The organism is Sneathiella aquimaris (assembly GCF_026409565.1).
Taxonomy (GTDB): domain Bacteria; phylum Pseudomonadota; class Alphaproteobacteria; order Sneathiellales; family Sneathiellaceae; genus Sneathiella; species Sneathiella aquimaris.
Window position 1 is genome coordinate 3,635,771 of record NZ_CP112881.1, and the last position, 26,450, is coordinate 3,662,220.

Genomic DNA, 26,450 nt, shown 5'->3' on the forward strand with positions numbered 1-26,450 from the left:
TTCAAACGGATCATGCGCCGGAATTATCGCTATTACAACCCATTAAAGGGCTTCTTCCAATTCAGGCAGAGCCTTGAAGAGATCTGCAACAAGACCATAATCAGCCACCTGGAAAATAGGGGCTTCTTCGTCTTTGTTGATCGCAACGATCACTTTACTGTCTTTCATACCGGCCAAATGCTGGATCGCACCGGAAATACCAACAGCAATATACAGCTCGGGCGCCACAACTTTACCGGTCTGACCAACCTGATAGTCATTGGGCACAAACCCGGCATCCACCGCGGCGCGACTTGCACCAACAGCAGCACCCAGTTTATCTGCAACAGCTTCGATCAATGGGAAGTTATCGCCAGACTGCATACCCCGACCACCAGAAATCACGATCTTGGCAGCGGTCAGTTCAGGGCGCTCGGATTTAGAAAGCTCTGCACCCACAAATGTGGCAAGACCACTATCTGCTGCAGCTGAACCATTTTCGACCGTGGCAGACCCACCTTCAGCCGCCGCCGCAGCGAAAGCAGTTGTCCGGACGGTAATGACCTTCTTGGCATCGGATGACTGAACCGTCGCCATCGCGTTACCCGCGTAGATCGGACGGACAAAAGTGTCAGCAGAGACAACGGCTGTGATTTCTGAAATCTGTGCCACGTCCAACAAAGCGGCAACACGCGGCAAAATGTTTTTGCCGGATGTGGTTGCAGGCGCAACAACAGCATCATATTCAGCCGCAAGGCTAACAATCAGATCGGCTGTATTTTCAGCAAGCGCATTTGTGTATGCAGCGTCGTCAACAAGAACAACCTTTGCAACACCCGCAACTTTCGCAGCTTCGTCTGCAACAGCAGAACATCCACTACCAGCAACCAAAATATGGACGTCGCCGCCCAGTTCAGTCGCTGCCGTAACAGCGTTCAGGGTCGCCGCGCCCAATGCGGCGTTATCATGATCCGCAAATACAAGAACAGTCATTAGATAACTCCCGCTTCATTTTTGAGTTTCTCTACCAACTCAGCAACACTTTCAACCATAACACCGGCTTCGCGTTTTGCTGGCTCTTCGACTTTCAGTGTCGTCAAGCGCAGACCAACATCCACACCAAGATCCGCAACTGATTTTTCATCAATTGGCTTTTTCTTGGCTTTCATGATGTTTGGAAGGGAGGCGTAACGAGGCTCGTTCAGGCGCAGATCTGTCGTAACAACAGCGGGCATTTTAAGATCAACGGTTTGCAGACCGCCATCAATTTCCCGGGTTACCTTGACAGAGCCTTCGCCCAGGTCAACTTCAGATGCAAACGTACCCTGAGACCAACCGAGAAGCGCAGACAGCATCTGACCGGTCTGGTTGCTATCATCATCGATGGCCTGTTTACCAACAATAATAAGATCGGGTTTTTCTTCCTCGGCAACCGCTTTGATCAGCTTGGCAACACCGAGAGGTTCAACCTCATCATCGGTTTTCACAAGGATACCGCGATCAGCACCCATCGCAAGCGCGGTGCGAATGGTTTCCTGAGCCGCTTGCGGGCCAACAGAAACGGCAATAACTTCAGTTGCTTTGCCAGCTTCTTTTAAACGGAGGGCTTCTTCAACGGCAATTTCGTCGAAGGGATTCATAGACATTTTAACGTTTGCTAGGTCTACACCTGTGTTGTCCGCTTTAACACGGATCTTCACATTGTAGTCTACGACACGCTTTACAGCGACGAGAACTTTCATGGATCGGTTATCTCCCAAGCCAAATTTACCCTTCGGTCCTGTTAGTCTTTCACAAACCAACATCCGTTAAGGGGGGGTTTTACGGTTATTTCGGCGGTGCACAATAATTAGCAAATGACAATCTGTCAAATTACTGACGCTGCCTTTTTATTCATTGGCCCCGACAGTACTTTTAACGGACATTTCAAGCCTGTAAAGACTATCTATTTTCTCCCGGAACCCAAAGAACGTCCTTTGCCCCTTTTTTATTGTTGTAGCGGGCCAAAACAAACAAAAGATCAGAAAGCCTATTCACATAACTTATTGAAATACTGTTTATATTTTCAATTTCTGAAAGTGAAACCATTCTGCGCTCTGCCCTGCGACAAACTGTCCGGGCATGATGAAGATGCGCTGAAAGCGCCGATCCTCCGGGAAGAATAAACGAATTCAGAGGGGCCAGGTCGGAATTTAGCGAATCAATTTCCTGCTCAAGCCGATCGACCTGGACCTGAACTATCCGTAGAGGTGGATATTTGGGATTCTCGACTTCAGGGGTACAAAGGTCCGCCCCCAAATCAAACAAATCATTCTGAATACGGCTCAATAACCGATCCATGTCGCCATCTGCGTGAAGGCGTGCAAGGCCAATGACAGCGTTAAGTTCATCCACATCACCGTAGGCATCCACGCGAACGCTATCTTTGGAAACACGTTCGCCAGAGCCAAGAGACGTTTGCCCCTTATCCCCACCACGGGTATAAATTTTCGTAAGTTTCACCATTTTACTTTTTATCCACCGGACGATTTCAGCCAAATGCTGATCATGATGAGAAGGATCGCCAGCGCCTGAAACGCAATTCTCCAGCGCATCAAAATATTACTGGTACTTCGATTGTTATCTTTCCTGCGGCCAAGGTTTAGTATACCCAGCAGAACAACAAGTGCGGTGGCAGCGAAGGCTGCGATTATAAAATAGTCAAGCATAAGGGTTCGAATAGCATATTATCCGGCCTCGACCAAGAACAACGCAGACAAAAAAGGACAGCGATCACAGAATGAAGTTTGATATTGTTATTATAGGCGGTGGGGTTATCGGATCAGCGATTGCGTATTTTCTATCTGCTCAGGCCCCAGCTTCTGTTAAAATAGCCGTGATCGAAAAAGACCCGAGCTATCAGGAAGGCTCCACTGCACGCTCTGCCGGCGGTATTCGCCAGCAATTCTCCACACCGGAAAATATTCGAATTTCGCAATTTGCGACCCAGTTTCTGCGTAATATCAACGACCATCTGAGGGTAAATGATGATCCTGTTGATGTGTCTTTTCAGGAAAAAGGGTACCTTTTTCTGGCACAGGATCATCAGATTCCAGTTCTGTATGGCAACCATCAGGTCCAAATCCGTGAAAATGTGCCTGTTCAACTGCTTGATCCGGAAGACCTTGCCCGCGCCTATCCGTGGATGACGGTATCCGATCTGGCCGGAGGGTCAATCAGCGCGGATGGGGAGGGCTGGCTTGATGCCTATGGTTTAAATCAGGCATTTCGAAAAAAGGCAATCTCTCAAGGGGTCCAGTATATCCGGGATACGGCGCAGGGTTTACTGCGTCAGGGCCAGAAGATTGACGCGGTGCTGCTTGAAAATACAGGGGCCGTTCACTGCGGAACCGTTGTAAACGCGGCAGGCCCTCATGCTGCCACAATTGCCGAATGGGCGGGCATATCCCTAAATGTGCGACCCAGGAAACGGTTCATCTATTCTTTTACCTGCCGAACAGTCATTGAAAACTGCCCCCTGACAATTGATCCAAGCGGCGTTTATTTCCGCCCGGAAGGGCATCAATTTATTACAGGCTGCTCACCCGCGCCGGAAAACGATCCTGATTGTCTGGATTTCAACATCGATTATGGCTGGTTTGAAGAACATATCTGGCCCATTCTGGCACACCGGGTACCCGCGTTTGAAGCCATTAAACTGGAGAATGCCTGGGCCGGACATTATGCCTATAATATATTGGATCAAAATGCCGTCCTCGGCCGTCATCCTGACGTTCAGAATTTTATCTTTGCCAATGGCTTTTCCGGCCATGGGTTGCAACAGGCCCCCGCTGTAGGGCGCGCCCTCTCGGAACTTATTCTACAGGGCCAGTACCAAACGCTTAATCTTGACCGCTTTTCCTATCAACGTATGGTAGAAGAAAAACCGCTTTCCGAAATAAACGTCGTTTAAAGGATACCTTCAATGCCCATGATCCGCGTTGAAATGTTTGCCGGCCGGTCCGCCGAACAGAAAAAGACATTGATAAAATCGCTCACTAAGGCAACATCAGAAGCAATCGGTGTTTCCGAAGCCAGCGTCGATGTTGTGATTACAGAGGTCGCAAAAGAAAACTGGGGATTAGGCGGCGAACCTGCCAGCGAAAAATTCCCGGACTGATGCTCCAAACCAGCAGGAACTTTTTGGGGAAATGGGAAAAGAACTTTTAAACCTCATGCTCTCGATCGCGCGGCACTTTTCGAACCAAAACTGCCCGCGGATGGCAACGGCGCTCAGCTTTCAAACGCTTCTTGCCATTGCCCCGGTTGGTATTCTTGCGCTGTCGATGCTGACTTATGTGGATGCCTATTACAGTTTCCAGGAAGACCTGATTTTTTTCCTGTTTGAAAATTTACTGCCTGGCGCCATTTCTCAAGTCCATGACTTTTTACAGGATCTGATCCTGAACGCGCAAAACCTGACTTATCTGGGTATCGCTGGTCTTTCCATCACCGCCTTTCTGCTGCTTTCGAGCATTGAAACCGTTTTTGCACAAATATGGCAGGTCAAAACAACACGAAACGTCTTTAAACGTTTTCTGGCTTATATGCTGACTACGCTCCTTGGACCGATCGCCCTCTCAACAAGCCTGACCCTTGCCAAATGGATCGCAACCCTGACGCAGGAAGCAAGTGGTGTCGACTTTACCTATCTGGTTTCCTATTTTCGTTTTCTGGTGCCGTTCCTTGTCATTTTCTTTGCATTATTTTTGCTTTATCGATTGGTCCCCGCAAGCAAAGTCAAATGGCGCCATGCCGCCATCGGTGCGGCGATTGCGGCAGCCCTGTTCATTCTGGGAAAATATTTTTTCCGGCTCTATCTTGTTTATTTCCCAAGTTATGAAGTCATTTACGGGGCTTTGGCGATTTTGCCCTTATTCCTGATATGGCTGTATTTCAGCTGGGCAATTGTTCTGTTAGGGGCCAGTGTAACCGCCGTACTTGGCTTTAACTATACCGGAAAAATGACCAAAAAAGGCGAAGTGGTCGATGTAGACAAACTTCCCAAAGCCAATTCATGACCCATGCCGAAACCTTGCGAACCCTGATCCAGACAGACCCTCTTTGCATGACGGTCTTGAAAAATGCCCGACAATTGACCTTATTGGACTGGGCAATCGGCGCGGGCTTTATTCGAAACCGTGTTTGGGACCACCTTTATCACAAGGATCCCTGCCTTCCTGATGATATTGATTTTTTATATTTTGACGCGTCTGATGTTTCTCCTGCCGCCGATAAAACAATTGAAAAAAAGGCCCTGACACAGGCGCCTGATTTTCCGTGGTCCGTCAAAAATCAGGCTCGTATGCATCTTAAAAACAAAGACGCGCCCTACAGGAATACGGCAGACGCAATTGCCCACTGGCTGGAAACCCCAACCGCTATTGCTGTCCGGCTTGAAGCAGACGATCGCCTCACTATTATGGCGCCGTTTGGGTTGGAAGATCTGTTTTCGGGAACTGTCAGACCAACGCCTTCAGGACAAAAGAAAATGGATCAGTATTCAGCGCGCCTTAAGGGGAAAAACTGGCAGGCCCGTTGGCCGGACCTTACCATTATCAAAGCCGCCTGAAGATCAGGCAGGAAAGATCTGCTTTGAAAACTGGATATGGCCAACAGATCGGCCATATCCAGAAACAAGTATCAGTTCGCACCTTCAAGAAGACGGCGCGCAATAACCTGGGCCTGAATTTCGCCAGCCCCTTCAAAAATGTTCAGGATCCGGGCATCACAGAGAACCCGACTGATCGGATATTCCAATGCAAAACCATTCCCGCCGTGAACCTGCAAGGCGTTATCAGCCGCCTGCCATGCGACACGCGCACCCAGAAGTTTTGCCATTCCGGCTTCCAGGTCACACCGCCGACCCTCGTCTTTCGCACGGGCCGACGCATAGGTTAATTGACGCGCCATCATGATCTCAACAGCCATCCAGGCCAACTTACCGGCCACCCGGGGAAACTCAATAATCGGGCGGGAGAACTGAATACGGTCCAGCGAATAGCGAAGGCCAAGCTCCATGGCGTTCTGGGCAACCCCCAGCGCACGCGCGGCAGTTTGAATACGGGCGCTTTCGAACGTCTGCATCAACTGTTTAAAGCCATTACCTTCCTCTTCGCCCAGAAGATTTTCTGCCTTCACCTCGAAGTTATCGAAGCCAAGTTCATATTCCTTCATTCCGCGATATCCAAGGACTTCAATTTCGCCCCCGGTCATCCCTTCCGTTGGAAAGTCCTCGTCTTCGGTCATATGCTGTTTTTCAGCAAGGAACATGGACAATCCTTTATAACCGGGCTCATTGGGATTGGACCGCGCCAGCAACGTCATAACATCCGCACGGGCCGCGTGGGTGATCCAGGTTTTGTTACCGGTGATTTTATAGACATCCCCGTCTTTCACCGCCCGGGTTCTCAAAGACGCAAGATCAGACCCTGTATTCGGCTCGGTGAACACTGCCGTTGGCAAAATCTGACCGGTTGCGATCTGAGGCAGCCATTTGGATTTCTGTGCATCTGTACCACCGGTCAGAATAAGTTCTGCCGCAATTTCAGAACGCGTACCCAAAGAACCCACACCGATGTAACCGCGGGACAATTCTTCCGACACCACACACATGGACATTTTGCCAAGGCCCAGTCCGTCATATTCTTCAGGCACGGTTAGGCCGAAAACACCCAACTCGGACATCTGATCGACAACGCTGCGCGGAATAAGTTCATCTTTTAGATGCCATTCATGGGCGTAAGGAATAACCTCTTCATCAGCAAATCGACGGAATTGGTCCCGGATCATGGAATATGTCTCGTCCAGACATGGATTTCCGAAATGACCCGTATCCATCCCATCGGCGATCAAGCTTGCAATACGTTCCCGAACGGCAGGTGTATATCCCTCTGCCATTAAAGTCTTTACCGCGGCGGTTTTGAACGCGTCCACATGCTCAGATGCAACCCCCAAATCAAGAGGGCGAATAATTTCACCCAGCGTCATTGGGATACCGCCTTCAAGCTGGTGAAGATATTCGGCAAAACCGGCCTGAAGCATCAACTGCTCCAATTCCCCAAGCTTGCCTTCCGCCTTGAGCGCGCGCGACCATTTCAAGGTTTCTTTCAATGTTTCCACATAGGTAACAAGCCAGGCGAGACCATGGGTCGCATACTGGTTTTGTTCAACCAACTTGGCACTAATTCGGCCATTTTCTCCGCGGGTAAAAGAGGCGACAGACTGAATGGCTTGCTGTTTTAAAGTTTCAGCCGCATTCAAAGCCTGAGCGCACAGGTCATCCAACCCATCCAGAATGAGGGGCGTGTTCTGATCAGTCATAATATTCCAGTTACTGTTTTTCTTATTGTTTCATCTACCAAGAGAAACTGGAACGCCCTTAGGCGTTCCCTGCTTCGATTGCATCCTCAATGGTCCGCATTCCAGGATACTTGGCAGATACCAGAACAGCCATGTTACCCGGTTTATGCTCGTTCTTCATCATTTTTGTATGTGCCCGCGGAATATCCTCCCATGCAAAAACTTCAGACATACAAGGATCGATACGCCGCTCGATAACCATGTTGTTGGCTTGTGCTGCCTGTTTCAGGTTCGCAAAGTGGCTACCCTGAATACGTTTCTGACGCATCCAGACAAAACGAGCATCCATTGTCAGATTGAAACCGGTTGTGCCTGCACAGAAGACAACCATGCCGCCCCGCTTCACAACATTACAGGATACTGGGAAGGTTTTCTCGCCGGGATGCTCAAAAACAAAATCAACATCGTTGCCTTTGCCTGTAATTTCCCAAATGGCTTTACCGAATTCACGGGTCTTTTTCATATAAGCGCCGAAACCGTCACCGTTCACTTCTGGAAGCTGCCCCCAGCAATCAAAATCATTCCGGTTAATAACGCCCTTGGCCCCCAATGACATCACAAAGTCCCGCTTTGATTCGTCTGAAATAACACCGATTGCGTTTGCCCCTGCTGCGGCACAAATCTGAATAGCCATGGATCCAAGGCCGCCGGAGGCTCCCCAAACCAGAACATTATGACCAGGACGCAGGATGTGAGGCCGATGACCAAACAGCATCCGATAGGCCGTCGCCAATGTCAGTGTGTAACAGGCGCTTTCTTCCCATGTCAGATGCTTTGGACGTGGCATTAACTGCCGGTCCTGTACGCGAGCGAACTGGGCGAAAGACCCATCCGGCGTTTCATAACCCCAGATCCGCTGGCTAGGTGAGAACATCGGATCGCCGCCGTTACATTCTTCGTCGTCACCATCATCCTGATTACAATGGACAACAACCTCATCACCGATCTTGAACCGGGTTACCTTGCTGCCAACCGCATAGACGACACCAGACGCATCAGAGCCGGCAATATGGTATGGCTGTTTGTGAACGTCAAAAACAGAGATCGGCTCGCCGAGCGCGGCCCAGACACCGTTATAGTTGACCCCTGCCGCCATCACGAGGACCAGCACATCATGGCTGTCCAGTTCCGGCGTATCCACGACTTCTTCCAACATGGCGTCTTCAGGCTCGCCGTGACGATCCCGGCGAATAGCCCAGGCATACATTTTTGATGGTACATGTCCCAGCGGTGGAATTTCACCGACTTCATAAAGATCTTTCAACGGAGCCTCCGCATTTTTTTCGGAAGGTGAACTTGTTTTGGCAACTTCTTTAGCAGACATCACAACTTATCCTCAAACTAGTGTCAGCGCGCATAAGCGGTCCCAACTTTACGTCTTCGACGAAAACAATTCCGCAGCGCATCATTTTTTTTCTCGCCAGATCTGCCTCCAGCGTCAATAATGGGGATGATTACTGACCTTAAGCGCGTTAGCAAGTTTTTTTTGCACTGCAAAACAAAGTTATGTTATTGCTTATGGAGCACCAAAAAAGAAACAAGCGTCCATTTTATTGAGTGAAGACGAAAGAATATTATGAGCGAAACTACGCCTACACCCTCGGGAAACGCTCCGGAAGCCAAAAAAGACCGGCCCTGGCTCTTTAGAACCTATTCAGGTCACTCCTCGGCCGAAGCCTCCAATGAGTTATATAAAACAAATCTCGGCAAAGGCCAGACAGGTCTTTCTGTCGCGTTCGATTTGCCCACCCAAACCGGATATGATTCGGATCATATCCTGGCAAAAGGAGAAGTAGGCAAGGTCGGCGTCCCCATCTGTCATTTGGGAGATATGCGCACCCTGTTTGACGGAATCCCGCTCGAGAAAATGAACACGTCCATGACCATTAACGCCACTTCTGCTTGGTTATTGGCGCTTTATGTTGCCGTTGCTGAAGAACAGGGTGCGGACAGAAGTGCCCTGCAGGGGACCGTTCAAAACGACATTATTAAAGAATATCTGTCCCGCGGGACCTATATTTTTCCGCCTGCGCCCAGTATGAAACTGATCACCGATGTTGTCAGTTTCACCTATCAGGATATGCCAAAATGGAACCCGACAAATGTCTGTTCCTATCATTTGCAGGAAGCCGGAGCGACACCGGTTCAGGAACTCTCCTTCGCACTTGCAACAGCGATTTCGGTTCTCGATGCTGTCCGTGATTCAGGACAGATCAGCGCCGCCGATTTTCCGGCGGCAACGGGTCGGATCAGTTTTTTTGTAAATGCCGGAATTCGGTTCATTACCGAAATGTGTAAAATGCGCGCGTTCGTTGATCTGTGGGATGAAATCCTGCTCGAACGCTATAATGTGGAAAATGAAAAATTTCGCCGGTTCCGCTACGGCGTTCAGGTGAATTCACTGGGTCTGACTGAACAGCAGCCCGAAAATAACGTTTATCGCATCCTTCTGGAAATGCTCGCGGTTGTCTTGTCCAAAAAAGCACGGGCCCGCGCCGTTCAGTTGCCTGCCTGGAACGAAGCCCTTGGATTACCCAGACCCTGGGACCAGCAATGGTCTCTTCGCCTGCAGCAGATTGTTGCTTTTGAAACAGACCTTCTGGAATATGGCGACATCTTTGAGGGCTCTGTTGAAATCGACAAAAAGGTTGAGGCCTTGAAAGCGGAAACACGCGAAGAACTTGCGCGGATCGAAAAGATGGGCGGCGCCGTCAGTGCGGTGGAATCAGGATATCTAAAAGAATCACTGGTGCAGTCCAACACCAACCGCGTTCAGTCGGTTATTTCAGGTGACATCCCGGTAATCGGCGTAAACAAATTTACGGAAAGCACCCCTTCTCCCCTTACGCAGGAAGGGGACGGCGGCATCATGACAGTCGATCCGAAAGTAGAAGCCGAACAGATCGCCCGCTTGCAGGAATGGAAGGCAAAACGCAATCAGGCTGAAGTCGACGACGCCCTGAGAGCGCTCAAAAATGCTGCGGTAAACGGCGACAATATTATGCCCGTCTCGATTGACGCGGCAAAAGCAGGCGTTACAACCGGCGAATGGTCTGAGGCGTTACGATCAATTTATGGCGAATATCGGGCACCAACGGGTGTAAGCGGTGCTATTTCAAATGCGGCAGGGGATGCCATTGACGCTGTGCGCGCTGAAGTGTCCAAGGCAGCCGAAAAATTAGGCCGCCCCTTGAAAATTCTGGTCGGCAAACCGGGTTTGGATGGGCATTCAAATGGCGCCGAACAGATTGCGGTTGCCGCGCGAGATAGCGGCATGGAAGTGGTCTATGAAGGCATTCGTCTGACCCCGGAACAAATTGTCAACGCCGCGCTTGAAGAATCGGTTCATCTTGTAGGCCTGTCCATCTTGTCCGGTTCCCATATTTCACTGGCCTGCGATGTGGTGGAACGCCTGAAAGAAGCTGGTTTGTCGAACCTGCCGGTTGTCGTGGGCGGTATCATTCCACCCGAAGACGCCGCAGAATTAAAGTCTCGAGGCGTTGCTGCGGTCTATACCCCAAAAGACTTTGATATGCTGGGCATCATGTCAGACATGGTTGGTATCATTCTGTCCCATGACGAAGCCGCATAAAAACGGTCAAAAAAGGCATAATCGGACCGGCTCTGAAAGGTCGGTCCGTTATTTGTTATTAAAGCCCGCCAATTTTCGAACTTCTTCCGGCGAATAGCCATTTTCTCGCATGGCACGAATGGTGGCATCCTTATCCCGCTTGGAAAGCCTGCGTCCCTTCATATCAGACACCAAGCCATGATGCAGATAGTCAGGGGTCGGCAATTCGAGGAGATGCTGCAACAAGCGGTGAAGATGAGTGGCTTCAAATAGGTCCTGACCCCGAACAACCAAAGTCACCCCTTGCAAGGCGTCATCCAGCGTAACGGCAAGATGATAACTGGTTGGCGTTTCTTTGCGGGCAAGCACCACATCCCCGAATTTTTCTGGCTGGCATTCAATGACCCCTTTGTCAATTTCCCGGAAGGTCAGGTGACGGGCGCCCGGCTCGTCCAATGCTTTTTGCATATCCAGTCGCAGCGCGTAAGGTTTTTCCTCGGCGAAATGCGCCTGCTGTTCAGCCTCTGACAAGCTTTTGCAGGTCTGTGGATAAATCGGCCCGTCCGGACCATGCGGTGCAGAATCGCTTTGCGCGATTTCCGCTGCGATTTCCTTTCGCGTGCAAAAACAGGGGTAAATCAACCCTCTTTCATGCAACCTTTCCAAAACGGCTGCATAATCCTCCATATGATCGCTTTGCCTGCGGACCGGTTCTTCCCAGTCTAACCCTAGCCATTTAAGGTCTTCCAGAAGGGCGGTTTCGAATTCATGGCGGCATCGAACCCTGTCGATATCCTCAATCCTGAGTAAAAAATGACCCTCTGTCTCAACGGCTTTCTGATAGGCCAAAGACGCCGAATAGGCGTGTCCAATATGCAGATATCCGGAAGGGCTGGGCGCAAATCGAGTGACTGTTTTCATGGGCTTAACTTACGGTAAGAATTAGAAATTAACAGAAAAAATCGCGTTTGGCAGGTTGTTTTCCTTGCCACTGGGCCTGGCAGTGATTAGCTTAGTTTAACGAATTGTTAATAATGTAAACTGTGATTGATGCTGAAGAAACCTCTCGCCTTTTTGAGTTTAGTTCTGTTTCTCGCTGCCTGCGCCTTGCCGTCTTCCGAAGACAAGGCGATTGTCAGCGCGCTCGATCGCTATGAAAAAGCCTATTTTCAGATTATCGGAAAATCAGACAACTGGCCCGAAGAGCGGGACACGATTTCGACAGCTTTGCAACGGATCAATCTTCAGTATGTGGATGCCGTTGATACAGATCTTTTGATCGATGAAGCAATAAACGGGCTTCAGGATACGAATTCATCCATTGAATCGCCAACAGAACGCGCCTTGACCGCCTTGACCGCTTCGCTCGACAAAAATTCAGGATACATGACCCCTGCGGCCTATAAACGGTATCAGGAGAATCTGGATGGGCATTTTACCGGATTTGGTTTTCGGATTGAAATGCGGGACAATCGAATCACTGTAATCACACCGTTGGAAGGGTCCTCAGCGAAAGAAGCAGGGATCTTACCGGAGGATGTCATCACTCACCTCAATGGTGAAGATCTGTCAAAATACAGCTTTCAGGAAGCCATTGCCAAAATGCGGGGGCCGGAGGGAAGCCATGCTGTTCTCACAATCGAACGCCCGGGTGTAGACACCCCTATCAAGCTTGGATTGGTGCGCCGTCCAATCGATATCACAGTTGTCGAGTATAAAGTTGACGGGACGGTCGGCTACATCCGTATTCACACGTTCAACCGCAAAACAGCGGACAAAGTCGATGAAGCCCTGACCCATTTCAGCGAAAAGCTGGGAACGAACCTTTGCGGCGTTATTCTGGACATGCGCAACAATCCAGGCGGGCTGGTAAACGCCGCTGTCGATGTTGCCGACCAGTTCCTTGAAGAAGGTAATATTTTTGCGGCCATCAACCGGGGACGGAGTTTCTCAACAGAAAATGCGCATGCTGGTGACCGGATAAATGGCCGTCCGATTTTAGTCATGCTGAATAAAGGCTCCGCCTCAGCCGCAGAGATTGTCGCCGGCGCGTTGCAAAGTCAGGATCGCGCGAAAATCTTTGGTCAGACAAGTTATGGCAAAGGCACCATGCAAACATTGTATGATCTGGACAATGGCGGCGGCCTTAGACTAACAACCGGCCGTTTTACCGCAGGGGGCGGTATTTCTTTCAACGGGACCGGCCTTAATCCCGATATCCCGGACAACGTTGTCAAAGGAGAAAGTACCTTGGCACCAATTGCCCGGGCCGGGAAAGCGTTGGCCTGCGCTGTGTCCGTCCAAACAGCTGCCGCGATGAATGCCCAATAAGCCCCTTTTTTATCCCGAAGAACACCATCTTGGGGACGGTTTGGATTATATCGCACGGCAAGATCCAGATTTTGCCTTCGCCCTTCAACAGATTACCCCCATTCCGCCCCGTACAAAGCCGGCAGGCTTTGAAACGCTGGTTCGAATTATTGTCGAACAACAGGTCTCTCTGGCCAGTGCCGCCGCGATTTGGAAGCGCCTGAAAGCCGCCATTGACCCTTTCACTCCTACCGTTACATTGACCTTGGACGAATCCGCCCTTCGCGCGTTGGGGCTGAGCAAACAAAAAGCGGTCTATACCCGTGCCCTTGCGGAACAGATTGTAGCCGGGCGTCTAATTTTAGAAAAACTCGATACCCTGAGTGATGCGGAAGCGATGGAGACGCTCATGCAGGTCAAAGGGATTGGTCGCTGGACGGCGGAGGTTTACTTGATCGCCTGCCTTCAACGGCAGGACATCTGGCCTGCCGGGGATGTGGCCCTTAAAATTGCCATGCATCATCTTAAAGCCCTGCCGGAAAGACCTTCTGTCAAAGAAATGGATGAGCTCGCGGCGCCCTTGCGCCCTTACCGCACGCTCGCAGCCCGCATTTTATGGCGATATTATGCAGATGTGGTCAAAAGGAAATCCTGACACTTTGTTGATGGCATCGACATACAGTAGGGTCATAAACATTTAACACAAAATACTGTATTAGCATTTGATTTTTCTCGCAAAACGCGCCACACTTACTTTTAGAGACCATCGCAATGAAGGCCTTCTGAAAATGCTCGCAAGTGCAGAAAAATTTCCGGCACTCGTTTTAAATGCCGACTACAGACCACTGAGTTACTTTCCTCTTTCTTTGTGGTCATGGCAGGATGCACTCAAATCCGTTTTTTTAGAGCGAGTAGACATCGTTTCTGAATATGACCGGGTGGTTCATTCACCCAGCTTTGAAATGCGCCTGCCAAGTGTTATTTGCCTGAAACGCTACATTCAACAGGATAAACGTCCCGCCTTTACCCGGTTTAATCTTTTTCTCAGAGATGGCTTTCGCTGCCAATATTGTGGCTCTTTTGACGATTTGACGTTTGATCATGTTCTACCGCGCCGGCTGGGCGGTCAGACAAGTTGGGAAAATATTACAACAGCATGCGCGCCTTGCAACATGCGCAAGGGAGGGCGCCTCACCAGAGAAGCCCATATGTTCCCCGAAGTAAAACCCTATATCCCCACAATGCAACTTTTGAATGAAAAAGGGCGTGGTTTTCCGCCCAATTACCTGCATGAAAGCTGGCGGGATTTTCTGTATTGGGATGCTGAACTGGAAGAATAGAAGAAACGCCCAATTCTCCTCTCTTGCTATTGGCCGTTCAGATGGTTAAATAACAGGAGTTGATGTTCCCGTTTTTTTTCACCAGATGTGATGGACTATGAGTTACGGATTAGGCCTTTCCGAGAAAAAGAGAGCGCGCGAGCGTCGCAATCGTTTTCTCAAAACAGTATTTTATCTTGCACTGCTGAGTGCTGCAGGGGCGTATGGCTATTTTGAAGGCCAGGCGCAGGCAGATCGGCGTGTTGCAAATGTAGAAGACCAGGTTAAGGTTTTATCGCTGAAAAATCAGCGCCTGACAGATCAGACAAGAGACGCGCTGGAAAAACAGAATTCGGCACTTGCAGAAGCCCGGGGCTGGCGCCATAAATTTGAGCAGGAAATTCCGACAGGAGCGACCCTCGAAATTCTGGAACTTGTCAAACAGCGGGTGGATGAAGGACTGGACCCGGAACGCCTGATCACATTGATCGGTCTGGCCCAAAATCAACAAAACTGCGATCCAACGCCAGAAACCAAACGATTTATTGTCAATACACCCATCTACACACAAATCGGCAATTCGATCAGCCTTGCAGACGGCTCCATTACGGTCACTGGCAACGGCATTTCCACTCTTAATGCGGAAGGCAAGCCTGAGGCATGGTACGATCCTGCCAAACCGGTCAGCATAACGTTCACGAAGATTGGCGGAAAATCCGAAAAGGTCGAAGGCGTCCTGCCTATTCACAAAAGTGTTGTGTTTGGCGGTAAGGAATATCGCTTCAGCATTCTAAGCGGTAAACAGAGTTTCGCCAGTATTTCGGCGACGCGCTGCGATTTTCCATAGGGCCTGTATAAGACGAAACCTTATACCCGTGACGACAGCCAAATCGCGAGTTTTGAGCCTGTTTTCACCGCCGTAGTCAGCAGTTCATAACCAGGGGCCTCATGGGCCCCTTTTTCCCGGGCGATGTCCCGGTGCTCAATTTCTTCATCGCGAAACTTTTTGATCGTTTCCTTCAATTCGGCTTCGTCGTCACCCAATTGCTCAAGCTGGTGTTGATAATGTTCGTCAATCACCTCCTCGACCGCTTCAGTACACGCCATTGCCGCTTCTTTTCCAAGCAAGGCCGTTCCTGCGCCAAGTGCAAAGCCTGCCACATTCCAAAAAGGGGTCAGCACGGTTGGGCGAACCCGCCGATCTGCAAGAAGCTGTTCAAATTTCTCCCTGTGAACCTCTTCCTGTTCTTTCATATGTTGAATGGTTTCGGCTTCTTCAGAATTTTTCAGAACCGCATATTGCCCTTCATAAATTCGAACGGCCCCAAACTCTCCTGCATGATCAACCCGGATAATCCGCTCTATCAATTCTTCGGCACGCAGATCTCCTGGTTGACGGCCCGCGGCCGTCTTGGAAGAACCTGCGTCACTGGAGGATGTTGTCATACTAAGTCCCTCACTCATAAAAAGAGAATACGAAAGCCATTTTCATCACGCACGATTATTGAAAAAGGCCTTGATCATGAAAATCATTAATAGAGCTGCAAAAAGAGTATTATAGCCTGCCATTGACACGCCGAAAAGCTCCCAGGCGATTTCATCGCATTTGACGACCGGGGCCGACATGATTTGCGATCGTAACTCCGCCATGCTGGACGTCACTGATGTATCAGCCACACACCCATCAAAACCTTCCCACCAGCCCTGTTCAACGCCCACATGAAACGCACCGATTGCCGAAGTTGCAAAAAAGCCAAGGGCCGCCAACGCGTCGAACACACCCCGAAAGCCAAATTTACGGCTTACCAGCAAACCGGCCCCAGACACAACAATCACGGCGGCATAGGGCCAACGTTGATACAGGCACAGGACACAAGGGTGCAGGCCAAACGCAAACTGCGCGACAAAAGCCGTTGCCAACGCCCCGACGCTCGCAAGCAAAGCGATATGCAGAGACTTTAGATAAAGAGCAATCAATGTGTTTTCCTCACCCAGATTTCACACAACATATTTAAGGACGACAAAGGATCCAAACAACAGGACGAAAAAAAGAATGGTCAAAAGGCCCAGATATTTCTCAATGAACATCCGGATAGGTTCACCGAAATATCTCAGCAGTCCTGCAACCAGAAAAAACCGCGCACTTCTGGAGAGAACCGATGCCGCGATAAATACCGCCAAATTAAGCTGGACAGCCCCGCTGGCAATCGTAATCACTTTGTAGGGAAACGGTGTCAGGCCGAAAAAAGCAACAATCCACCCCCCCCATTCCGTATATCCATCACGAAAGCCCGCAAATTTTTCTTCATACCCGTAAAACCCAATGATCGCTTCTCCGACGAGTTCGAAAAAATAGTAGCCGATCAGATAGCCCAGAAGCCCGCCCAGAACAGAACAGACTGTGCAAATCATTGCAATCCGCCAGGCCTGCGCCCGGTTCGCCAGAACCATCGGGATCAGCATGACGTCAGGGGGAATCGGAAAAAGAGAGCTTTCAATGAAGGCAACGCCGCCAATAAATGTTTTGGCCCGCGGTCTGGCCGCCAGAGACATCGTAAAGTCGTATAATCTTCTAAGCATTAAAAACGGATCACTCTCTTTGGCGGTATGGTCTTGGCATTGTAGAAGATGCCTGACAGATTTCACTCTATTTTACGATATTCCGGTTTTTTATCAGCCCGCCTTCTTTTTATGGCGTGCGCCTCCTCGCACTTAACAGGATCTTAATGTTTTTTCCAGTTATGTGAGAGAGGCAACAAAAATGCAGGAATTTTTGTATTTTTTCTTGTTACTTAAAACGCTATGAAAGATCGCCAATATAGTGAAGCAATCTAATTTGTTGATCTTGTAACTTTTTTATTACATCATGGCACATGTGATTGGATAACTCGTCAGTTATTTAAATAATTAGGGAAACACCGGCAACTATGAAACAGAAAATTCTGGTCGTAGATGACGAGCCTGAACTACGACAGGTATTAAGAACCACGCTGGAAAAAGAAAACTACGAAGTTGCCGAGGCAGGCGACGCCGAAGAAATGCGGCAAGTCTTTGCCTCTGATGATTTTGATCTGGTTATTCTGGATCTTATGTTACCGGGTGAAGATGGCCTGAGCCTTACTCGCTATCTCAAAGAGCGTTCAGACGTAGGTGTCATTATCCTGACAGGCAAAGGGGAAAGCGTTGACTTGATCATCGGCCTGGAAATGGGTGCCGACGATTATGTGGCAAAACCCTATAACAGGCGTGAGCTTCTAGCCCGCATAAAAAGTGTCATGCGACGCAGCAACAGACAGGCGGATGTTGCTGCTGCCGGAAGTGTCAAATCTCAAATTGTCTTTTCCGGATGGTGCCTTGATCTTCCGCACCATAAGCTGGCCTCTCCTGAAGGGGATGACATCCCTTTGACAATGGCCGAATTTCAGCTTCTTCGGGTCCTTTTGGAAAATCCGGGCCAACCGGTCGACCGAGAAAAGCTCAGCTTGAAAATTTTCAACAAGGAACTGAAAGAAAACAGCCGTAACATTGATGCGCTGGTCCGCCGTCTTCGCCTGAAACTGGAAGCCGACGAAAACCAACCTCAGATGATCAAATCGGTGCGTGGTTCCGGCTATACCATATTAACAACATTGGCGTGATATTTCGCCAAATGCGTAGAAAATAAATTTCACGCATTTGCTCTATTGACCCGCGAGTTTTCATCGCTATAGTGCTGCTACTTCCACACAGCCCCTGTGGCGGAATTGGTAGACGCGACAGATTCAAAATCTGTTGTCCTTAGGGCGTGCCTGTTCGAGTCAGGCCAGGGGCACCATCCACTTCGTGGATCATTTCCAAAGACCAATATGTGTAAAAATGCAAATGCGCACGGCATATGAATGTGCCTTTGCGCAACGCTATACGGGGATCCGCCCTGATCAAACAATGTGGGACTGATGCGCCCCACACACAGTTTAAAAGCCGATATGCAGGCCGCCATCAATCGAAATATGCTGGCCAGTAATATAGCTTGCCGCATCGCTTAGCATGAATACAACGGACTTCGCGACCTCTTCAGGATCTGAAAAGCGCTGAAGAACAATTTGCTTCATATAGGCATCGCGAAATTTTTCAGACCGGACAACCTCTGTCATTTCAGTTGAAACAACTCCAAAACAGGCGCTGTTAACACGAATACCATGCCGCCCCCATTCTTTTGCAGCGGCCATGGTCATCCCCAGAACACCCGATTTGGCTGCGGCATAGTTAATCTGGCCAACGGCCCCGCGGCGCCCTGCAACAGACGATACATTCACAATGGCGGCAGGGGCTGTGTCACCGTCCTTGATCCGCTCCAGCATATGACGGCCCACTGTTTGCAGGCACAAATAAACACCCGTCAAATTAACGTCGATAACCTGATCCCAATATTCCTTGGACATCTTCTCAATCATCGCTGTTCGAATAATACCAGCATTGTTTACCAAGCCGGTAATGGCGCCATATTTTTCAGCAGCCTGCCGAACGGTCGCCTCGACAAAGGCGGGGTCTGTGACACTGCCGACATAGGCCGTTGCATTTTCCGAACCAAGTCTGTCAGCAAGCGCGCGGAGTTCGTCTTCTTTAACGTCGAGTAAAACAACCTTACCGCCAAGCTCAATAATCAGTTCTGAGACCGCGGCCCCGACCCCTTGTCCAGCACCGGTAACAAGAACGGTCTGGCCCTGCATGCTCATTGGATTTTTCATGCCATTTTCCTTTTTTTATTATCGTCACATTCAACGGGGTGTGAATGTCGGCACAGGTGGCCCGCCCCCTTCTGTTTCAGAAAAGACAAGCTTAACCGGCTGGCCGATTTCCAGTCCATCCAGATCACAATCAACCAGATTGGTCATCATTGATATATCTGTTTCATCAAGCGTCACATACGCAATAGCATACGGCACGGGAACCCGTCTCATCACACTATAGGAATAGATAACCCCGGTTCCTTTGCTGGGACGGTATTCCGTATCATCACTACCGCAATGCGGGCAAATTGTCCGCGGATAATGGTGTGCAGACTGACATCCATTGCAGTACCGGATCAACAAAACGCCCTCTCGCGCGGCTTGCCAATAGGCCTCCGTTTCAGGATCAACATGCGGCGCAGCAATTGTTCTTTTTTGATCTACCATGATGCTTACTCCCGCTCCAGAATTAGGGTTGCGCTGCCGTGTCTTGTTCCCAGCGACCCGCCAGTTCCCTGAGCAATGGCCAGATCGCAATTGGGCACCTGAACCGCCGGATGTGCTTCCCCGCGAAGCTGGCGAACGGCCTCGACGACCTTGGTCATCCCGCCGCGATTGGCCGGATGATTATTACAAAGTCCGCCGCCATCCGTGTTAAACGGCAATTTTCCAACACCAGAAATCAAATTGCCATCGGCAACGAACTTTCCGCCCTCACCCTTGGCGCAGAAACCCAAGTCTTCCAGCTGCATCAGAACCGTGATGGTAAAGCTGTCATATATGGACGCATATTTAATGTCTGCGGGGGTAACACCCGCTTCTTCAAACGCCGCGGCCCCCGACCAGGCGGCGCCGGAATAGGTTAAATCAATACGGCCGCCGTTCTGATGTTTCGGTGCTTCACCCGCCCCTTTTAACTTAACCAATGGCCGGTTCAGGGATTTAGCAATCTCAGGCGCAACAACAACCAACGCACCGCCGCCATCACTGATCACACAGCAATCCAGACGGTGCAAAGGGTCGGAAATCATCGGTGAATTGACCACCTCTTCAACCGTCACCACCTTTTGCAACATGGCATTTGGATTGTGCTGCGCATGATGCGACGCAGCCACTTTAATCCAGGCAAGTTGCTCGCTTGTCGTTCCAAACTCATGCATATGCCGTTTGGCGCACATACCATACATATTTGAAATCGTTGGGGAAAACGGAAATTCAAAAGCGACATCCGGCGCAGACATTCCGTAATTGCGCGGTGCCGTGCCTGTCGCCATCCCTTCCGCCCGGGGCCGTCCGGCCAGCGTTATCAGGGCGACCTTGCATTTTCCAAGGGCAATGGCTTCCGCCGCATGGGCGACATGAATAAGATACGAAGACCCTCCGGTTTCGGTGCTATCCATATGACGCAGCTTCAGGCCCATATAGTCGGCAAGCGACAGGGGCCCAAGGCCGGGAGCATCTCCTGCGCAGAAATATCCGTCTACATCGTCTTTAGTAAGACCCGCATCTGCAAGAGCACCTTGGGCGCATTCAGCATGTAATTGGGCAAGTGATTTATCGACGGCCTTTCGTGTCGGATGCTCGAAAGCACCCGCAATATAAGCCTGACCATTTAAAGACATGGTACATCATCCCTTTCTCTCATTTATTGTTGTTTATTGACGCTAGGGAATCGCGTTTTCATGCATTAGCGGTATCAAAACCACTATCATTTATCAATAGTTTATTCGGTTATTCGAACCGGGCAGCTCTTAACCTTTATGGTCACGAAGCCCCAGATCTTTTGTGGAAACCGGAGAGGATGCCTGTTCCGAGCCTTGCAACGCTTCTTCTACTTTTTTGCAAATCTCATCGAGCGTAAAAGGTTTCGGGACCACATCATAAATCAAATCTTCAAGATTATAGGCCCGCTGACGCTCCGCCGCATAGCCGGTCATGAGAAGGATTTTAAGATCAGGCTGTTCTTTTGCCACCTTCAGGGATAGTGCAATTCCATCCATAATCGGCATCACGATATCGGTCAGCAGTAAGTCAAACGGCTCTTCTTCCTGCAACGCATGAAGCGCCTCTGCCCCATCCCGCACGGACACCACCTGGTGCCCGTGATGGGTCAGTGCACGTTCGACAAATTCCCGCAATGAAGCTTCGTCATCTGCAACAAGTATCCGTGCCATCGAATGCTTAAACCTTCATTTATCCAGGATATGGCCAATATACGGCAATTCCCGGTAATAATGCGCGTAATCCAGACCGTAGCCAATAACAAAAAGATCGGGACAGTCAAAACCCACAAAATCAGCTTCGAAATCAACGACCCGTTTACCTTTTTTATCCAGCATCAGGCAGGTTTTTACAGTTTCCGCACCGCGAGACATCAGTTCGTCCCGTGCAAATTCCATGGTCCGACCGGATTCCAGAATATCATCAATCAACAGAACTTTCCGTCCTTTGACCGTGTCCATGATATCGCGTGTGATGACAACCGTACCGCTACTGATTGTTTTATCACCATAGGACGACAGGGCCATAAAATCGATTTGGGGGCGGACGCCAGCATGATGCAGGGACCGGATCAGGTCCGCTGCAAAAACAAAGCTTCCCTTCAGAACCGCAATAACCAGAATGTCCCGACCCAGATCAGACGCAATCTGCTCAGCCAGTTCTTCATTTCGTTTTGCGATCTGTGCACTTGAAAACAGGGTTTCAATATTTGGCTCAGAAGCCATTTTATTCTCCAACTCAGGTTCGGCGATTAGCCTTCATAAATTCAGTTTATTGCGTAGCTTCTGGTTTCTTTGGAACCACAAGATCCGCCTTAACGCGTTTGGCCTCTTCAGGGGGCTGGTTCATACTGGACGAGAATTCCACTGTTCCCCATGGCGCAATTTCTTTTTCATCAAGTTCTTTGCTCCAGCTGTAAACATGCTGTTTTTTAGCATCGAGCAATTGAATGGCAACTCGGGGAAGCGGTCGCACCGTTCCGGTAACATTCACAATTTTTCCCGTAACGGTCAGGCGAACTACCCCTTTTTCCAGAATTGACTTGGATGTTACTTCCCGAATTTCCAAACCAAGCTTATTCGAGGTTTGCACATCAATTTTGAGCATCTGATATAATTTTGCAGACGCCGGCAGGAACTTCACAACGTAATCACGCCCATAAAATACGCCGGCGCCAATCCCGCCCAGAATCACCAGGAACAATAGCCAGCCGATCCAGTTTCTTTTTTTCCGGGGCGGTGCTTCCGTCGTCCGGCGACGGGAAGACGACGCCGACATCTCGCGAATACTCATCTCCGGAGTGGGCGCGGCTCCTTCTTCAACAGTGTCCGTAATTTCGACACTCTCTTCTGTTAGCACTTTCGGGACATCAGCAGGAGGATACTCCCGCCATTTATGACCACATTTGGCGCATTTGACTGTTCGGCCATCTGGTCCGACAGAAGCCGCGTCGATCAAATAACGCGTTGAACAGGAAGAACAAGTTAATATCATGAGCAGGAAACATTCAGTCCACGGGTTAAACGTACTTTTTTATAGGCATTTGATTGAACATGCACAAGACTGGCTGATAAATCTACGTTAGTTTATTGTTCAATTGTGTTTTTGGGGAGGCTTTATTGATCAGATTTGAAAATGTCGGCATGAGATACGGCATGGGGCCGGAGGTTCTCAGGGATATTAATCTTCATCTGGGACCTGGCTCGTTTCATTTTCTGACCGGCCCTACCGGTGCTGGCAAAAGCTCTTTGCTCAAACTTCTCGCTCTTTCCCATCGACCAAGCCGCGGGTTGCTGACATTGTTTGGACAGGAAGTCAGCAGTTTAAGCCGAAAGGATCTGCCTTCATTTCGACGCAAGATCGGCGTGGTATTTCAGGACTTCAGATTGCTCGATCATCTGTCGACTTTGGACAATGTGGCGCTTCCCTTGCGAATCGCTGGTGCCGACGAAGACCAGATTTATAAAGATGTTGCTGAACTTTTGGATTGGGTGGGTCTTGGTGCCCAGATCGATGCCAAGCCCCCCACGTTATCTGGCGGTGAAAAACAACGGGTTGCGATTGCCCGGGCCGTGATCAACCGACCTCAGCTTCTTATTGCCGACGAGCCAACCGGCAGCATGGATCCGGAAATGGGACTTCGGCTCATGCATCTTTTTCAGGAATTGAACAAAATCGGTACGACCGTTGTTATTGCAACCCATGACATCGGACTGATCCGACGTTTTTCCAATCCCGTGATGTATCTGAAAGACAGCACCCTTCATTTCAGCCGGTCAGACGAGTATCTGGAACAATATCATCGGAGTACCTTGTGATAAGTGTATTTGGTAAATCCGCAGAATTGCAGCTGGAAAAGGACGTTTCCAGTAAATATCTGCCTGTCGTCATTTCCTCCATGATTTTTCTGGCGAGCCTTGCTCTGGCCGGGCTTTTTTCCATCCATTCTGCTGTTCAGGACTGGTCGAACGCGGTTAGTGGCAACCTCACGGTCGAGATTGCTTATGAAGAAGGCACCAATCTGGATAAGAAAGTCCGGATCGCAACCGATTTTCTAAAAACCTTTCCGGGCCTTGAAAAGGTGCAGCCGTTAGACAAGTCAGATACAGCCAAATTACTAGAGCCATATCTGGGACGGGCCGACGTGATTAAGAACCTGCCCCTTCCCAGGCTGATTGAAGTTACCATTGCAGAAGGGAGTTCTGTCGATTTACTGGCTGCTGCCAAGAAATTGTCGGATGCCGTTCCGGGCGCTGTTTTAAACACCCACCGGCCTTGGTTGAACAAGATGATCCTGCTGGCCCGCTCGGTACAAATCCTTGCCGGTGCCATCATGCTGCTGATCAGTATTGTCACGGTCATTATCGTTATTTTTGCCGCGCGAACGGGTATGGTGATGCATCAGGACATCATTGAAGTTCTTCATCTGATCGGTGCTCAGGACAAATATATCGCTCGCCAGTTTCAGAATTATTTTACCCGGCTCAGCTTTCTGGGTGCCCTGCCCGGCCTCTTTCTTGCGCTTCTGGTTATGCAGATCTTTTCCTTTCTCGCTGGCCGTCTGGATGCCAGTTTGATCACCGCGCCAACAATGATATTGGAAGGATGGGTTGCTTTGTCTATGCTTCCCGTTCTGGTAGCACTTCTGACGAGATATACAGTGCGCTGGATCGTATTGGGCTCACTAAAACGGATGATGTAGCGTGCTGGTTTTACTGGATAGAGATGGCGTCATAAATGAAGACCGGACCGATTTTGTCAAATCACCGGACGAACTGGTTTTTATTCCCAACGCCCTTGAAGCCATTGCCGCACTCAATGCAGCCAGACATTATGTTGTGATCGTTACAAACCAATCCTGCATTGGCCGGGGGCTTATTACGGAAGAGACCCTGACCAGCATTCACAATAAACTGCGCACGGAATTACGCCGCCAAAACGGGAAAATCGATCAGATTTTCTTTGCCCCGGATACCCCGTGGGAAGCGACTGAAAACAGAAAACCCGGTGCTGGCATGATCAGGAGTGCACTTAGCCAATTTCGGACAGCCCCGGAACACGCGGTCATGATCGGGGACAGCCTGCGGGATCTGCAGGCAGCACAAAAAGCGGGGTGCCATCGCATTCTGGTACAGACGGGCAAGGGACTTAAAACCCAGAAAGATGGATTTGATCCTGAAATACTTCCCATCACCGTTGCGAAAGATTTATCTGAGGCGACCCGTTTCATTCTGGATGGACGTTTTAAGCCATGAAACCCAGATCCCGAATCTTCATACAGCTTCTTTTGATCCTGATCGCGCTATGGGCTGGTGCCTTTCTGTTTTATGTCCGGGAAATTACGAGCGGGATATATTCCAATAGCACCAGCGCTGACGGAATTGTCATCCTGACCGGTACCCCCGGACGCCTGAAACTGGGCTTTGAATTGCTGAAAACAGGGGCCGGAAAGCGCTTACTGGTATCGGGCGTGCATACCAGCGTTACAAAAACGCAACTTGGTAAAGCAATGGGAGAAAGCACCGTTCTTATGGATTGCTGTGTCGATCTTGGCCGAATTGCAAAAGATACGGTTGGAAACGCCTATGAAGCATCGCTCTGGGCCGAGGAGCATGGCTTTAATGACATTCTGGTTGTGACCAGCGCCTATCATATGCCCAGATCCCTTGTTGAGTTGCGTCGGCAACTTCCGGACAAAAACCTGATCGCCTATGCTCCCGCTGATGATACCGATGCACTAAAACGCTGGTGGCGCAGCCCCAAGTTACTGTATGTACTGGTTGCTGAGTTTAACAAATATGTCATCAGTCTGGTTCGAGCCAGAATTGAAATGATTGCTATGAGTGGACCCGATACGTGACTTTTTTAAGATCAACTCTCTTTTTTCCGTGTTTTTGGCTTTGGTCCATTTTCATGAACCTTCTGTTTTTGCCTGCCCTGGCATTTGACAAAAAATGGATTGTGCTGGGCCAATCAATCTGGACCCGCGGGATAATGTTCCTGATGCGCACGATCTGTGGCCTTAAAGTCGAGATTCGCGGACAGGAATATATTCCAAAAGGGGCTGGCCTCATCGCCGCAAAACATCAGTCCGCATTTGAAACCATGGTTTTTCACGCGTTGCTGAAAGATCCAGCCATGGTCTTGAAAAAAGAGCTGTTGAGCATCCCGATTTACGGGTGGTATTGCAAAAAGACCGAAATGATTGCGGTTGACAGAAACGGCCATGCTGCCGCTTTAAAAGCGATGATCAAACAGGCACAGGATGCGCTGTCAAATGACCGGCCAATTGTCATTTTCCCAGAGGGTACGCGCAGCGCGCTGGACAGTGATCTTCCCTATCAGCCGGGTATTGCGGCCCTTTATTCCAAACTGGATACCCCCGTCACACCGATGGCCCTGAACACCGGTGTTTTCTGGCCACGGAAACAGTTCGTCTGTAAACCCGGAACCATCATAATCGAATTCCTTCCACCAATTCCCGCTGGTTTGAAACGCAAAGACTTCATGGCGCAGCTGAAAGAGACAATCGAGCCGAAAACAAAAGAGCTGGTTGAAGAAGGACGCAAAGCCCATCTCTCCTAAGGCAACCAACCAAAACGGTTTAATATATGGATCGATCATTTCATTTATCGGGGTGTTTACTATATACTGTCGTAA

General features: G+C 49.7%; 31 protein-coding genes and 1 tRNA gene. 16 read left to right on the forward strand and 16 right to left on the reverse strand.

Annotated elements, in window-relative coordinates:
- Window positions 1-42: 42 nt before the first annotated feature.
- The 4 genes from OIR97_RS17135 to OIR97_RS17150 all read right to left on the reverse strand — a co-directional run bounded on the left by OIR97_RS17135 (window position 43) and on the right by OIR97_RS17150 (window position 2,687).
- On the reverse strand, window positions 43-972 hold the full coding sequence (locus tag OIR97_RS17135) for an electron transfer flavoprotein subunit alpha/FixB family protein (RefSeq protein WP_169543431.1): 930 nt from the start codon (window positions 970-972) through the stop codon (window positions 43-45).
- Window positions 972-1,721 (reverse strand): electron transfer flavoprotein subunit beta/FixA family protein, encoded by a 750-nt coding sequence (locus OIR97_RS17140; RefSeq protein WP_169543432.1) that lies wholly within the window; start codon window positions 1,719-1,721, stop codon window positions 972-974. The genes OIR97_RS17135 and OIR97_RS17140 overlap by 1 nt, the downstream gene beginning before the upstream one ends.
- Window positions 1,722-1,920: 199 nt before the next feature.
- Window positions 1,921-2,484, reverse strand: coding sequence for a cob(I)yrinic acid a,c-diamide adenosyltransferase (locus OIR97_RS17145; RefSeq protein WP_169543433.1), 564 nt, complete (start codon window positions 2,482-2,484; stop codon window positions 1,921-1,923).
- 8 nt (window positions 2,485-2,492) lie between these two features.
- Window positions 2,493-2,687: a twin transmembrane helix small protein gene (locus OIR97_RS17150; RefSeq protein ID WP_169543434.1), complete on the reverse strand. Its 195-nt coding sequence runs from the start codon at window positions 2,685-2,687 to the stop codon at window positions 2,493-2,495.
- Between the two features lie 71 nt (window positions 2,688-2,758).
- Between OIR97_RS17150 and OIR97_RS17155 the strand changes: the two genes are divergently transcribed.
- The 4 genes from OIR97_RS17155 to OIR97_RS17170 are packed head-to-tail and all read left to right on the forward strand — an operon-like array spanning window position 2,759 to window position 5,590.
- Entirely contained in the window at window positions 2,759-3,931 is a 1,173-nt protein-coding gene (locus OIR97_RS17155; protein ID WP_169543435.1) for an NAD(P)/FAD-dependent oxidoreductase, read from the forward strand.
- 12 nt (window positions 3,932-3,943) lie between these two features.
- Window positions 3,944-4,138: a 2-hydroxymuconate tautomerase gene (locus OIR97_RS17160; protein ID WP_169543436.1), complete on the forward strand. Its 195-nt coding sequence runs from the start codon at window positions 3,944-3,946 to the stop codon at window positions 4,136-4,138.
- 31 nt (window positions 4,139-4,169) lie between these two features.
- Window positions 4,170-5,039, forward strand: coding sequence for a YhjD/YihY/BrkB family envelope integrity protein (locus OIR97_RS17165; protein WP_169543437.1), 870 nt, complete (start codon window positions 4,170-4,172; stop codon window positions 5,037-5,039).
- Complete coding sequence (locus tag OIR97_RS17170) at window positions 5,036-5,590, forward strand: nucleotidyltransferase family protein (RefSeq protein ID WP_169543438.1); 555 nt, start codon at window positions 5,036-5,038, stop codon at window positions 5,588-5,590. The genes OIR97_RS17165 and OIR97_RS17170 overlap by 4 nt, the downstream gene beginning before the upstream one ends.
- 71 nt (window positions 5,591-5,661) lie before the next feature.
- Here the strand turns inward: OIR97_RS17170 and OIR97_RS17175 are convergent, their stop codons facing one another.
- Both OIR97_RS17175 and ccrA read right to left on the reverse strand, forming a co-directional pair.
- Window positions 5,662-7,341, reverse strand: a complete 1,680-nt coding sequence (locus OIR97_RS17175) for an acyl-CoA dehydrogenase family protein (RefSeq protein ID WP_169543439.1) — start codon at window positions 7,339-7,341, stop codon at window positions 5,662-5,664.
- A 58-nt stretch (window positions 7,342-7,399) separates the two neighbouring features.
- Entirely contained in the window at window positions 7,400-8,704 is a 1,305-nt protein-coding gene (gene ccrA, locus OIR97_RS17180; RefSeq protein WP_169543440.1) for a crotonyl-CoA carboxylase/reductase, read from the reverse strand.
- 252 nt (window positions 8,705-8,956) lie between these two features.
- Between ccrA and OIR97_RS17185 the strand changes: the two genes are divergently transcribed.
- A complete protein-coding gene (locus OIR97_RS17185) occupies window positions 8,957-10,972 on the forward strand; it encodes a protein meaA (protein WP_169543441.1) in 2,016 nt (671 codons plus the stop codon).
- A 48-nt stretch (window positions 10,973-11,020) separates the two neighbouring features.
- Here OIR97_RS17185 and gluQRS read toward each other — a convergent pair whose 3' ends face one another.
- A complete protein-coding gene (gene gluQRS, locus OIR97_RS17190; RefSeq protein ID WP_169543442.1) occupies window positions 11,021-11,872 on the reverse strand; it encodes a tRNA glutamyl-Q(34) synthetase GluQRS in 852 nt (283 codons plus the stop codon).
- 129 nt (window positions 11,873-12,001) lie between these two features.
- Here gluQRS and OIR97_RS17195 point away from each other — a divergent pair, with 129 nt between their 5' ends.
- The 4 genes from OIR97_RS17195 to OIR97_RS17210 all read left to right on the forward strand — a co-directional run bounded on the left by OIR97_RS17195 (window position 12,002) and on the right by OIR97_RS17210 (window position 15,427).
- Complete coding sequence (locus tag OIR97_RS17195; RefSeq protein WP_169543443.1) at window positions 12,002-13,282, forward strand: S41 family peptidase; 1,281 nt, start codon at window positions 12,002-12,004, stop codon at window positions 13,280-13,282.
- A gap of 40 nt (window positions 13,283-13,322) precedes the next feature.
- A complete protein-coding gene (locus OIR97_RS17200) occupies window positions 13,323-13,916 on the forward strand; it encodes a DNA-3-methyladenine glycosylase family protein (RefSeq protein WP_267177740.1) in 594 nt (197 codons plus the stop codon).
- A 133-nt stretch (window positions 13,917-14,049) separates the two neighbouring features.
- The gene (locus OIR97_RS17205) at window positions 14,050-14,601 is read left to right on the forward strand and encodes an HNH endonuclease (RefSeq protein ID WP_169543445.1); all 552 of its coding nucleotides are present in this window, start codon (window positions 14,050-14,052) and stop codon (window positions 14,599-14,601) included.
- 97 nt (window positions 14,602-14,698) lie between these two features.
- Window positions 14,699-15,427, forward strand: coding sequence for a hypothetical protein (locus OIR97_RS17210; protein ID WP_169543446.1), 729 nt, complete (start codon window positions 14,699-14,701; stop codon window positions 15,425-15,427).
- A 20-nt stretch (window positions 15,428-15,447) separates the two neighbouring features.
- Here OIR97_RS17210 and OIR97_RS17215 read toward each other — a convergent pair whose 3' ends face one another.
- From OIR97_RS17215 to OIR97_RS17225, 3 genes are read right to left on the reverse strand one after another with little or no spacing between them, the layout of a single operon-like run.
- Window positions 15,448-16,026 (reverse strand): demethoxyubiquinone hydroxylase family protein, encoded by a 579-nt coding sequence (locus OIR97_RS17215; RefSeq protein WP_219821583.1) that lies wholly within the window; start codon window positions 16,024-16,026, stop codon window positions 15,448-15,450.
- Window positions 16,027-16,071: 45 nt separating this feature from the next.
- Window positions 16,072-16,557, reverse strand: a complete 486-nt coding sequence (locus OIR97_RS17220) for a disulfide bond formation protein B (protein WP_169543448.1) — start codon at window positions 16,555-16,557, stop codon at window positions 16,072-16,074.
- Window positions 16,558-16,578: 21 nt separating this feature from the next.
- On the reverse strand, window positions 16,579-17,160 hold the full coding sequence (locus tag OIR97_RS17225; protein WP_169543449.1) for a YqaA family protein: 582 nt from the start codon (window positions 17,158-17,160) through the stop codon (window positions 16,579-16,581).
- Window positions 17,161-17,507: 347 nt separating this feature from the next.
- On the opposite strand from OIR97_RS17225, the gene OIR97_RS17230 reads away from it, so the two are divergent.
- Both OIR97_RS17230 and OIR97_RS17235 read left to right on the forward strand, forming a co-directional pair.
- On the forward strand, window positions 17,508-18,218 hold the full coding sequence (locus tag OIR97_RS17230; RefSeq protein ID WP_169543450.1) for a response regulator: 711 nt from the start codon (window positions 17,508-17,510) through the stop codon (window positions 18,216-18,218).
- Between the two features lie 90 nt (window positions 18,219-18,308).
- Window positions 18,309-18,394, forward strand: a tRNA-Leu gene (locus OIR97_RS17235).
- Window positions 18,395-18,533: 139 nt separating this feature from the next.
- On the opposite strand, the gene OIR97_RS17240 is transcribed toward OIR97_RS17235, so the two are convergent.
- The 6 genes from OIR97_RS17240 to OIR97_RS17265 form a co-directional block, all read right to left on the reverse strand.
- Entirely contained in the window at window positions 18,534-19,307 is a 774-nt protein-coding gene (locus tag OIR97_RS17240) for an SDR family NAD(P)-dependent oxidoreductase (RefSeq protein ID WP_169543451.1), read from the reverse strand.
- Between the two features lie 30 nt (window positions 19,308-19,337).
- Window positions 19,338-19,736 carry a Zn-ribbon domain-containing OB-fold protein gene (locus tag OIR97_RS17245; protein ID WP_169543452.1) on the reverse strand — a complete coding sequence of 133 codons (399 nt, stop codon included), beginning with the start codon at window positions 19,734-19,736 and terminating at the stop codon, window positions 19,338-19,340.
- Between the two features lie 5 nt (window positions 19,737-19,741).
- Window positions 19,742-20,911, reverse strand: coding sequence for a thiolase domain-containing protein (locus OIR97_RS17250; protein ID WP_169543453.1), 1,170 nt, complete (start codon window positions 20,909-20,911; stop codon window positions 19,742-19,744).
- A gap of 129 nt (window positions 20,912-21,040) precedes the next feature.
- The gene (locus OIR97_RS17255; protein WP_169543454.1) at window positions 21,041-21,463 is read right to left on the reverse strand and encodes a response regulator; all 423 of its coding nucleotides are present in this window, start codon (window positions 21,461-21,463) and stop codon (window positions 21,041-21,043) included.
- 15 nt (window positions 21,464-21,478) lie between these two features.
- The gene (hpt, locus tag OIR97_RS17260; protein WP_169543455.1) at window positions 21,479-22,015 is read right to left on the reverse strand and encodes a hypoxanthine phosphoribosyltransferase; all 537 of its coding nucleotides are present in this window, start codon (window positions 22,013-22,015) and stop codon (window positions 21,479-21,481) included.
- A gap of 46 nt (window positions 22,016-22,061) precedes the next feature.
- Entirely contained in the window at window positions 22,062-22,784 is a 723-nt protein-coding gene (locus OIR97_RS17265) for an MJ0042-type zinc finger domain-containing protein (RefSeq protein WP_169544328.1), read from the reverse strand.
- Window positions 22,785-22,909: 125 nt separating this feature from the next.
- On the opposite strand from OIR97_RS17265, the gene ftsE reads away from it, so the two are divergent.
- The 5 genes from ftsE to OIR97_RS17290 are packed head-to-tail and all read left to right on the forward strand — an operon-like array spanning window position 22,910 to window position 26,375.
- Window positions 22,910-23,608, forward strand: a complete 699-nt coding sequence (gene ftsE / locus OIR97_RS17270; protein ID WP_169543456.1) for a cell division ATP-binding protein FtsE — start codon at window positions 22,910-22,912, stop codon at window positions 23,606-23,608.
- Window positions 23,605-24,492, forward strand: coding sequence for a cell division protein FtsX (locus OIR97_RS17275; protein ID WP_169543457.1), 888 nt, complete (start codon window positions 23,605-23,607; stop codon window positions 24,490-24,492). Before ftsE ends, OIR97_RS17275 begins: the two co-directional genes overlap by 4 nt.
- Before the next feature lies 1 nt (window position 24,493).
- Window positions 24,494-25,045 (forward strand): D-glycero-alpha-D-manno-heptose-1,7-bisphosphate 7-phosphatase, encoded by a 552-nt coding sequence (locus OIR97_RS17280; RefSeq protein WP_169543458.1) that lies wholly within the window; start codon window positions 24,494-24,496, stop codon window positions 25,043-25,045.
- Window positions 25,042-25,650 carry a YdcF family protein gene (locus tag OIR97_RS17285; RefSeq protein ID WP_169543459.1) on the forward strand — a complete coding sequence of 203 codons (609 nt, stop codon included), beginning with the start codon at window positions 25,042-25,044 and terminating at the stop codon, window positions 25,648-25,650. The genes OIR97_RS17280 and OIR97_RS17285 overlap by 4 nt, the downstream gene beginning before the upstream one ends.
- Window positions 25,651-25,703: 53 nt before the next feature.
- Complete coding sequence (locus OIR97_RS17290; RefSeq protein WP_181017840.1) at window positions 25,704-26,375, forward strand: lysophospholipid acyltransferase family protein; 672 nt, start codon at window positions 25,704-25,706, stop codon at window positions 26,373-26,375.
- Window positions 26,376-26,450: the final 75 nt, after the last annotated feature.

What these genes read in the sequence shown, in the direction of transcription:
- OIR97_RS17135 (WP_169543431.1), bottom strand. Translation starts at nt 972, where the DNA reads ATGACTGTTCTTGTATTTGCGGATCATGATAACGCCGCATTGGGCGCG.
- OIR97_RS17140 (WP_169543432.1), bottom strand. Translation starts at nt 1,721, where the DNA reads ATGAAAGTTCTCGTCGCTGTAAAGCGTGTCGTAGACTACAATGTGAAG.
- OIR97_RS17145 (WP_169543433.1), bottom strand. Translation starts at nt 2,484, where the DNA reads ATGGTGAAACTTACGAAAATTTATACCCGTGGTGGGGATAAGGGGCAA.
- OIR97_RS17150 (WP_169543434.1), bottom strand. Translation starts at nt 2,687, where the DNA reads ATGCTTGACTATTTTATAATCGCAGCCTTCGCTGCCACCGCACTTGTT.
- OIR97_RS17155 (WP_169543435.1), top strand. Translation starts at nt 2,759, where the DNA reads ATGAAGTTTGATATTGTTATTATAGGCGGTGGGGTTATCGGATCAGCG.
- OIR97_RS17160 (WP_169543436.1), top strand. Translation starts at nt 3,944, where the DNA reads ATGCCCATGATCCGCGTTGAAATGTTTGCCGGCCGGTCCGCCGAACAG.
- OIR97_RS17165 (WP_169543437.1), top strand. Translation starts at nt 4,170, where the DNA reads ATGGGAAAAGAACTTTTAAACCTCATGCTCTCGATCGCGCGGCACTTT.
- OIR97_RS17170 (WP_169543438.1), top strand. Translation starts at nt 5,036, where the DNA reads ATGACCCATGCCGAAACCTTGCGAACCCTGATCCAGACAGACCCTCTT.
- OIR97_RS17175 (WP_169543439.1), bottom strand. Translation starts at nt 7,341, where the DNA reads ATGACTGATCAGAACACGCCCCTCATTCTGGATGGGTTGGATGACCTG.
- ccrA (WP_169543440.1), bottom strand. Translation starts at nt 8,704, where the DNA reads ATGTCTGCTAAAGAAGTTGCCAAAACAAGTTCACCTTCCGAAAAAAAT.
- OIR97_RS17185 (WP_169543441.1), top strand. Translation starts at nt 8,957, where the DNA reads ATGAGCGAAACTACGCCTACACCCTCGGGAAACGCTCCGGAAGCCAAA.
- gluQRS (WP_169543442.1), bottom strand. Translation starts at nt 11,872, where the DNA reads ATGAAAACAGTCACTCGATTTGCGCCCAGCCCTTCCGGATATCTGCAT.
- OIR97_RS17195 (WP_169543443.1), top strand. Translation starts at nt 12,002, where the DNA reads ATGCTGAAGAAACCTCTCGCCTTTTTGAGTTTAGTTCTGTTTCTCGCT.
- OIR97_RS17205 (WP_169543445.1), top strand. Translation starts at nt 14,050, where the DNA reads ATGCTCGCAAGTGCAGAAAAATTTCCGGCACTCGTTTTAAATGCCGAC.
- OIR97_RS17210 (WP_169543446.1), top strand. Translation starts at nt 14,699, where the DNA reads ATGAGTTACGGATTAGGCCTTTCCGAGAAAAAGAGAGCGCGCGAGCGT.
- OIR97_RS17215 (WP_219821583.1), bottom strand. Translation starts at nt 16,026, where the DNA reads ATGACAACATCCTCCAGTGACGCAGGTTCTTCCAAGACGGCCGCGGGC.
- OIR97_RS17225 (WP_169543449.1), bottom strand. Translation starts at nt 17,160, where the DNA reads ATGCTTAGAAGATTATACGACTTTACGATGTCTCTGGCGGCCAGACCG.
- OIR97_RS17230 (WP_169543450.1), top strand. Translation starts at nt 17,508, where the DNA reads ATGAAACAGAAAATTCTGGTCGTAGATGACGAGCCTGAACTACGACAG.
- OIR97_RS17240 (WP_169543451.1), bottom strand. Translation starts at nt 19,307, where the DNA reads ATGAAAAATCCAATGAGCATGCAGGGCCAGACCGTTCTTGTTACCGGT.
- OIR97_RS17245 (WP_169543452.1), bottom strand. Translation starts at nt 19,736, where the DNA reads ATGGTAGATCAAAAAAGAACAATTGCTGCGCCGCATGTTGATCCTGAA.
- OIR97_RS17250 (WP_169543453.1), bottom strand. Translation starts at nt 20,911, where the DNA reads ATGTCTTTAAATGGTCAGGCTTATATTGCGGGTGCTTTCGAGCATCCG.
- OIR97_RS17255 (WP_169543454.1), bottom strand. Translation starts at nt 21,463, where the DNA reads ATGGCACGGATACTTGTTGCAGATGACGAAGCTTCATTGCGGGAATTT.
- hpt (WP_169543455.1), bottom strand. Translation starts at nt 22,015, where the DNA reads ATGGCTTCTGAGCCAAATATTGAAACCCTGTTTTCAAGTGCACAGATC.
- OIR97_RS17265 (WP_169544328.1), bottom strand. Translation starts at nt 22,784, where the DNA reads ATGATATTAACTTGTTCTTCCTGTTCAACGCGTTATTTGATCGACGCG.
- OIR97_RS17285 (WP_169543459.1), top strand. Translation starts at nt 25,042, where the DNA reads ATGAAACCCAGATCCCGAATCTTCATACAGCTTCTTTTGATCCTGATC.
- OIR97_RS17290 (WP_181017840.1), top strand. Translation starts at nt 25,704, where the DNA reads ATGAACCTTCTGTTTTTGCCTGCCCTGGCATTTGACAAAAAATGGATT.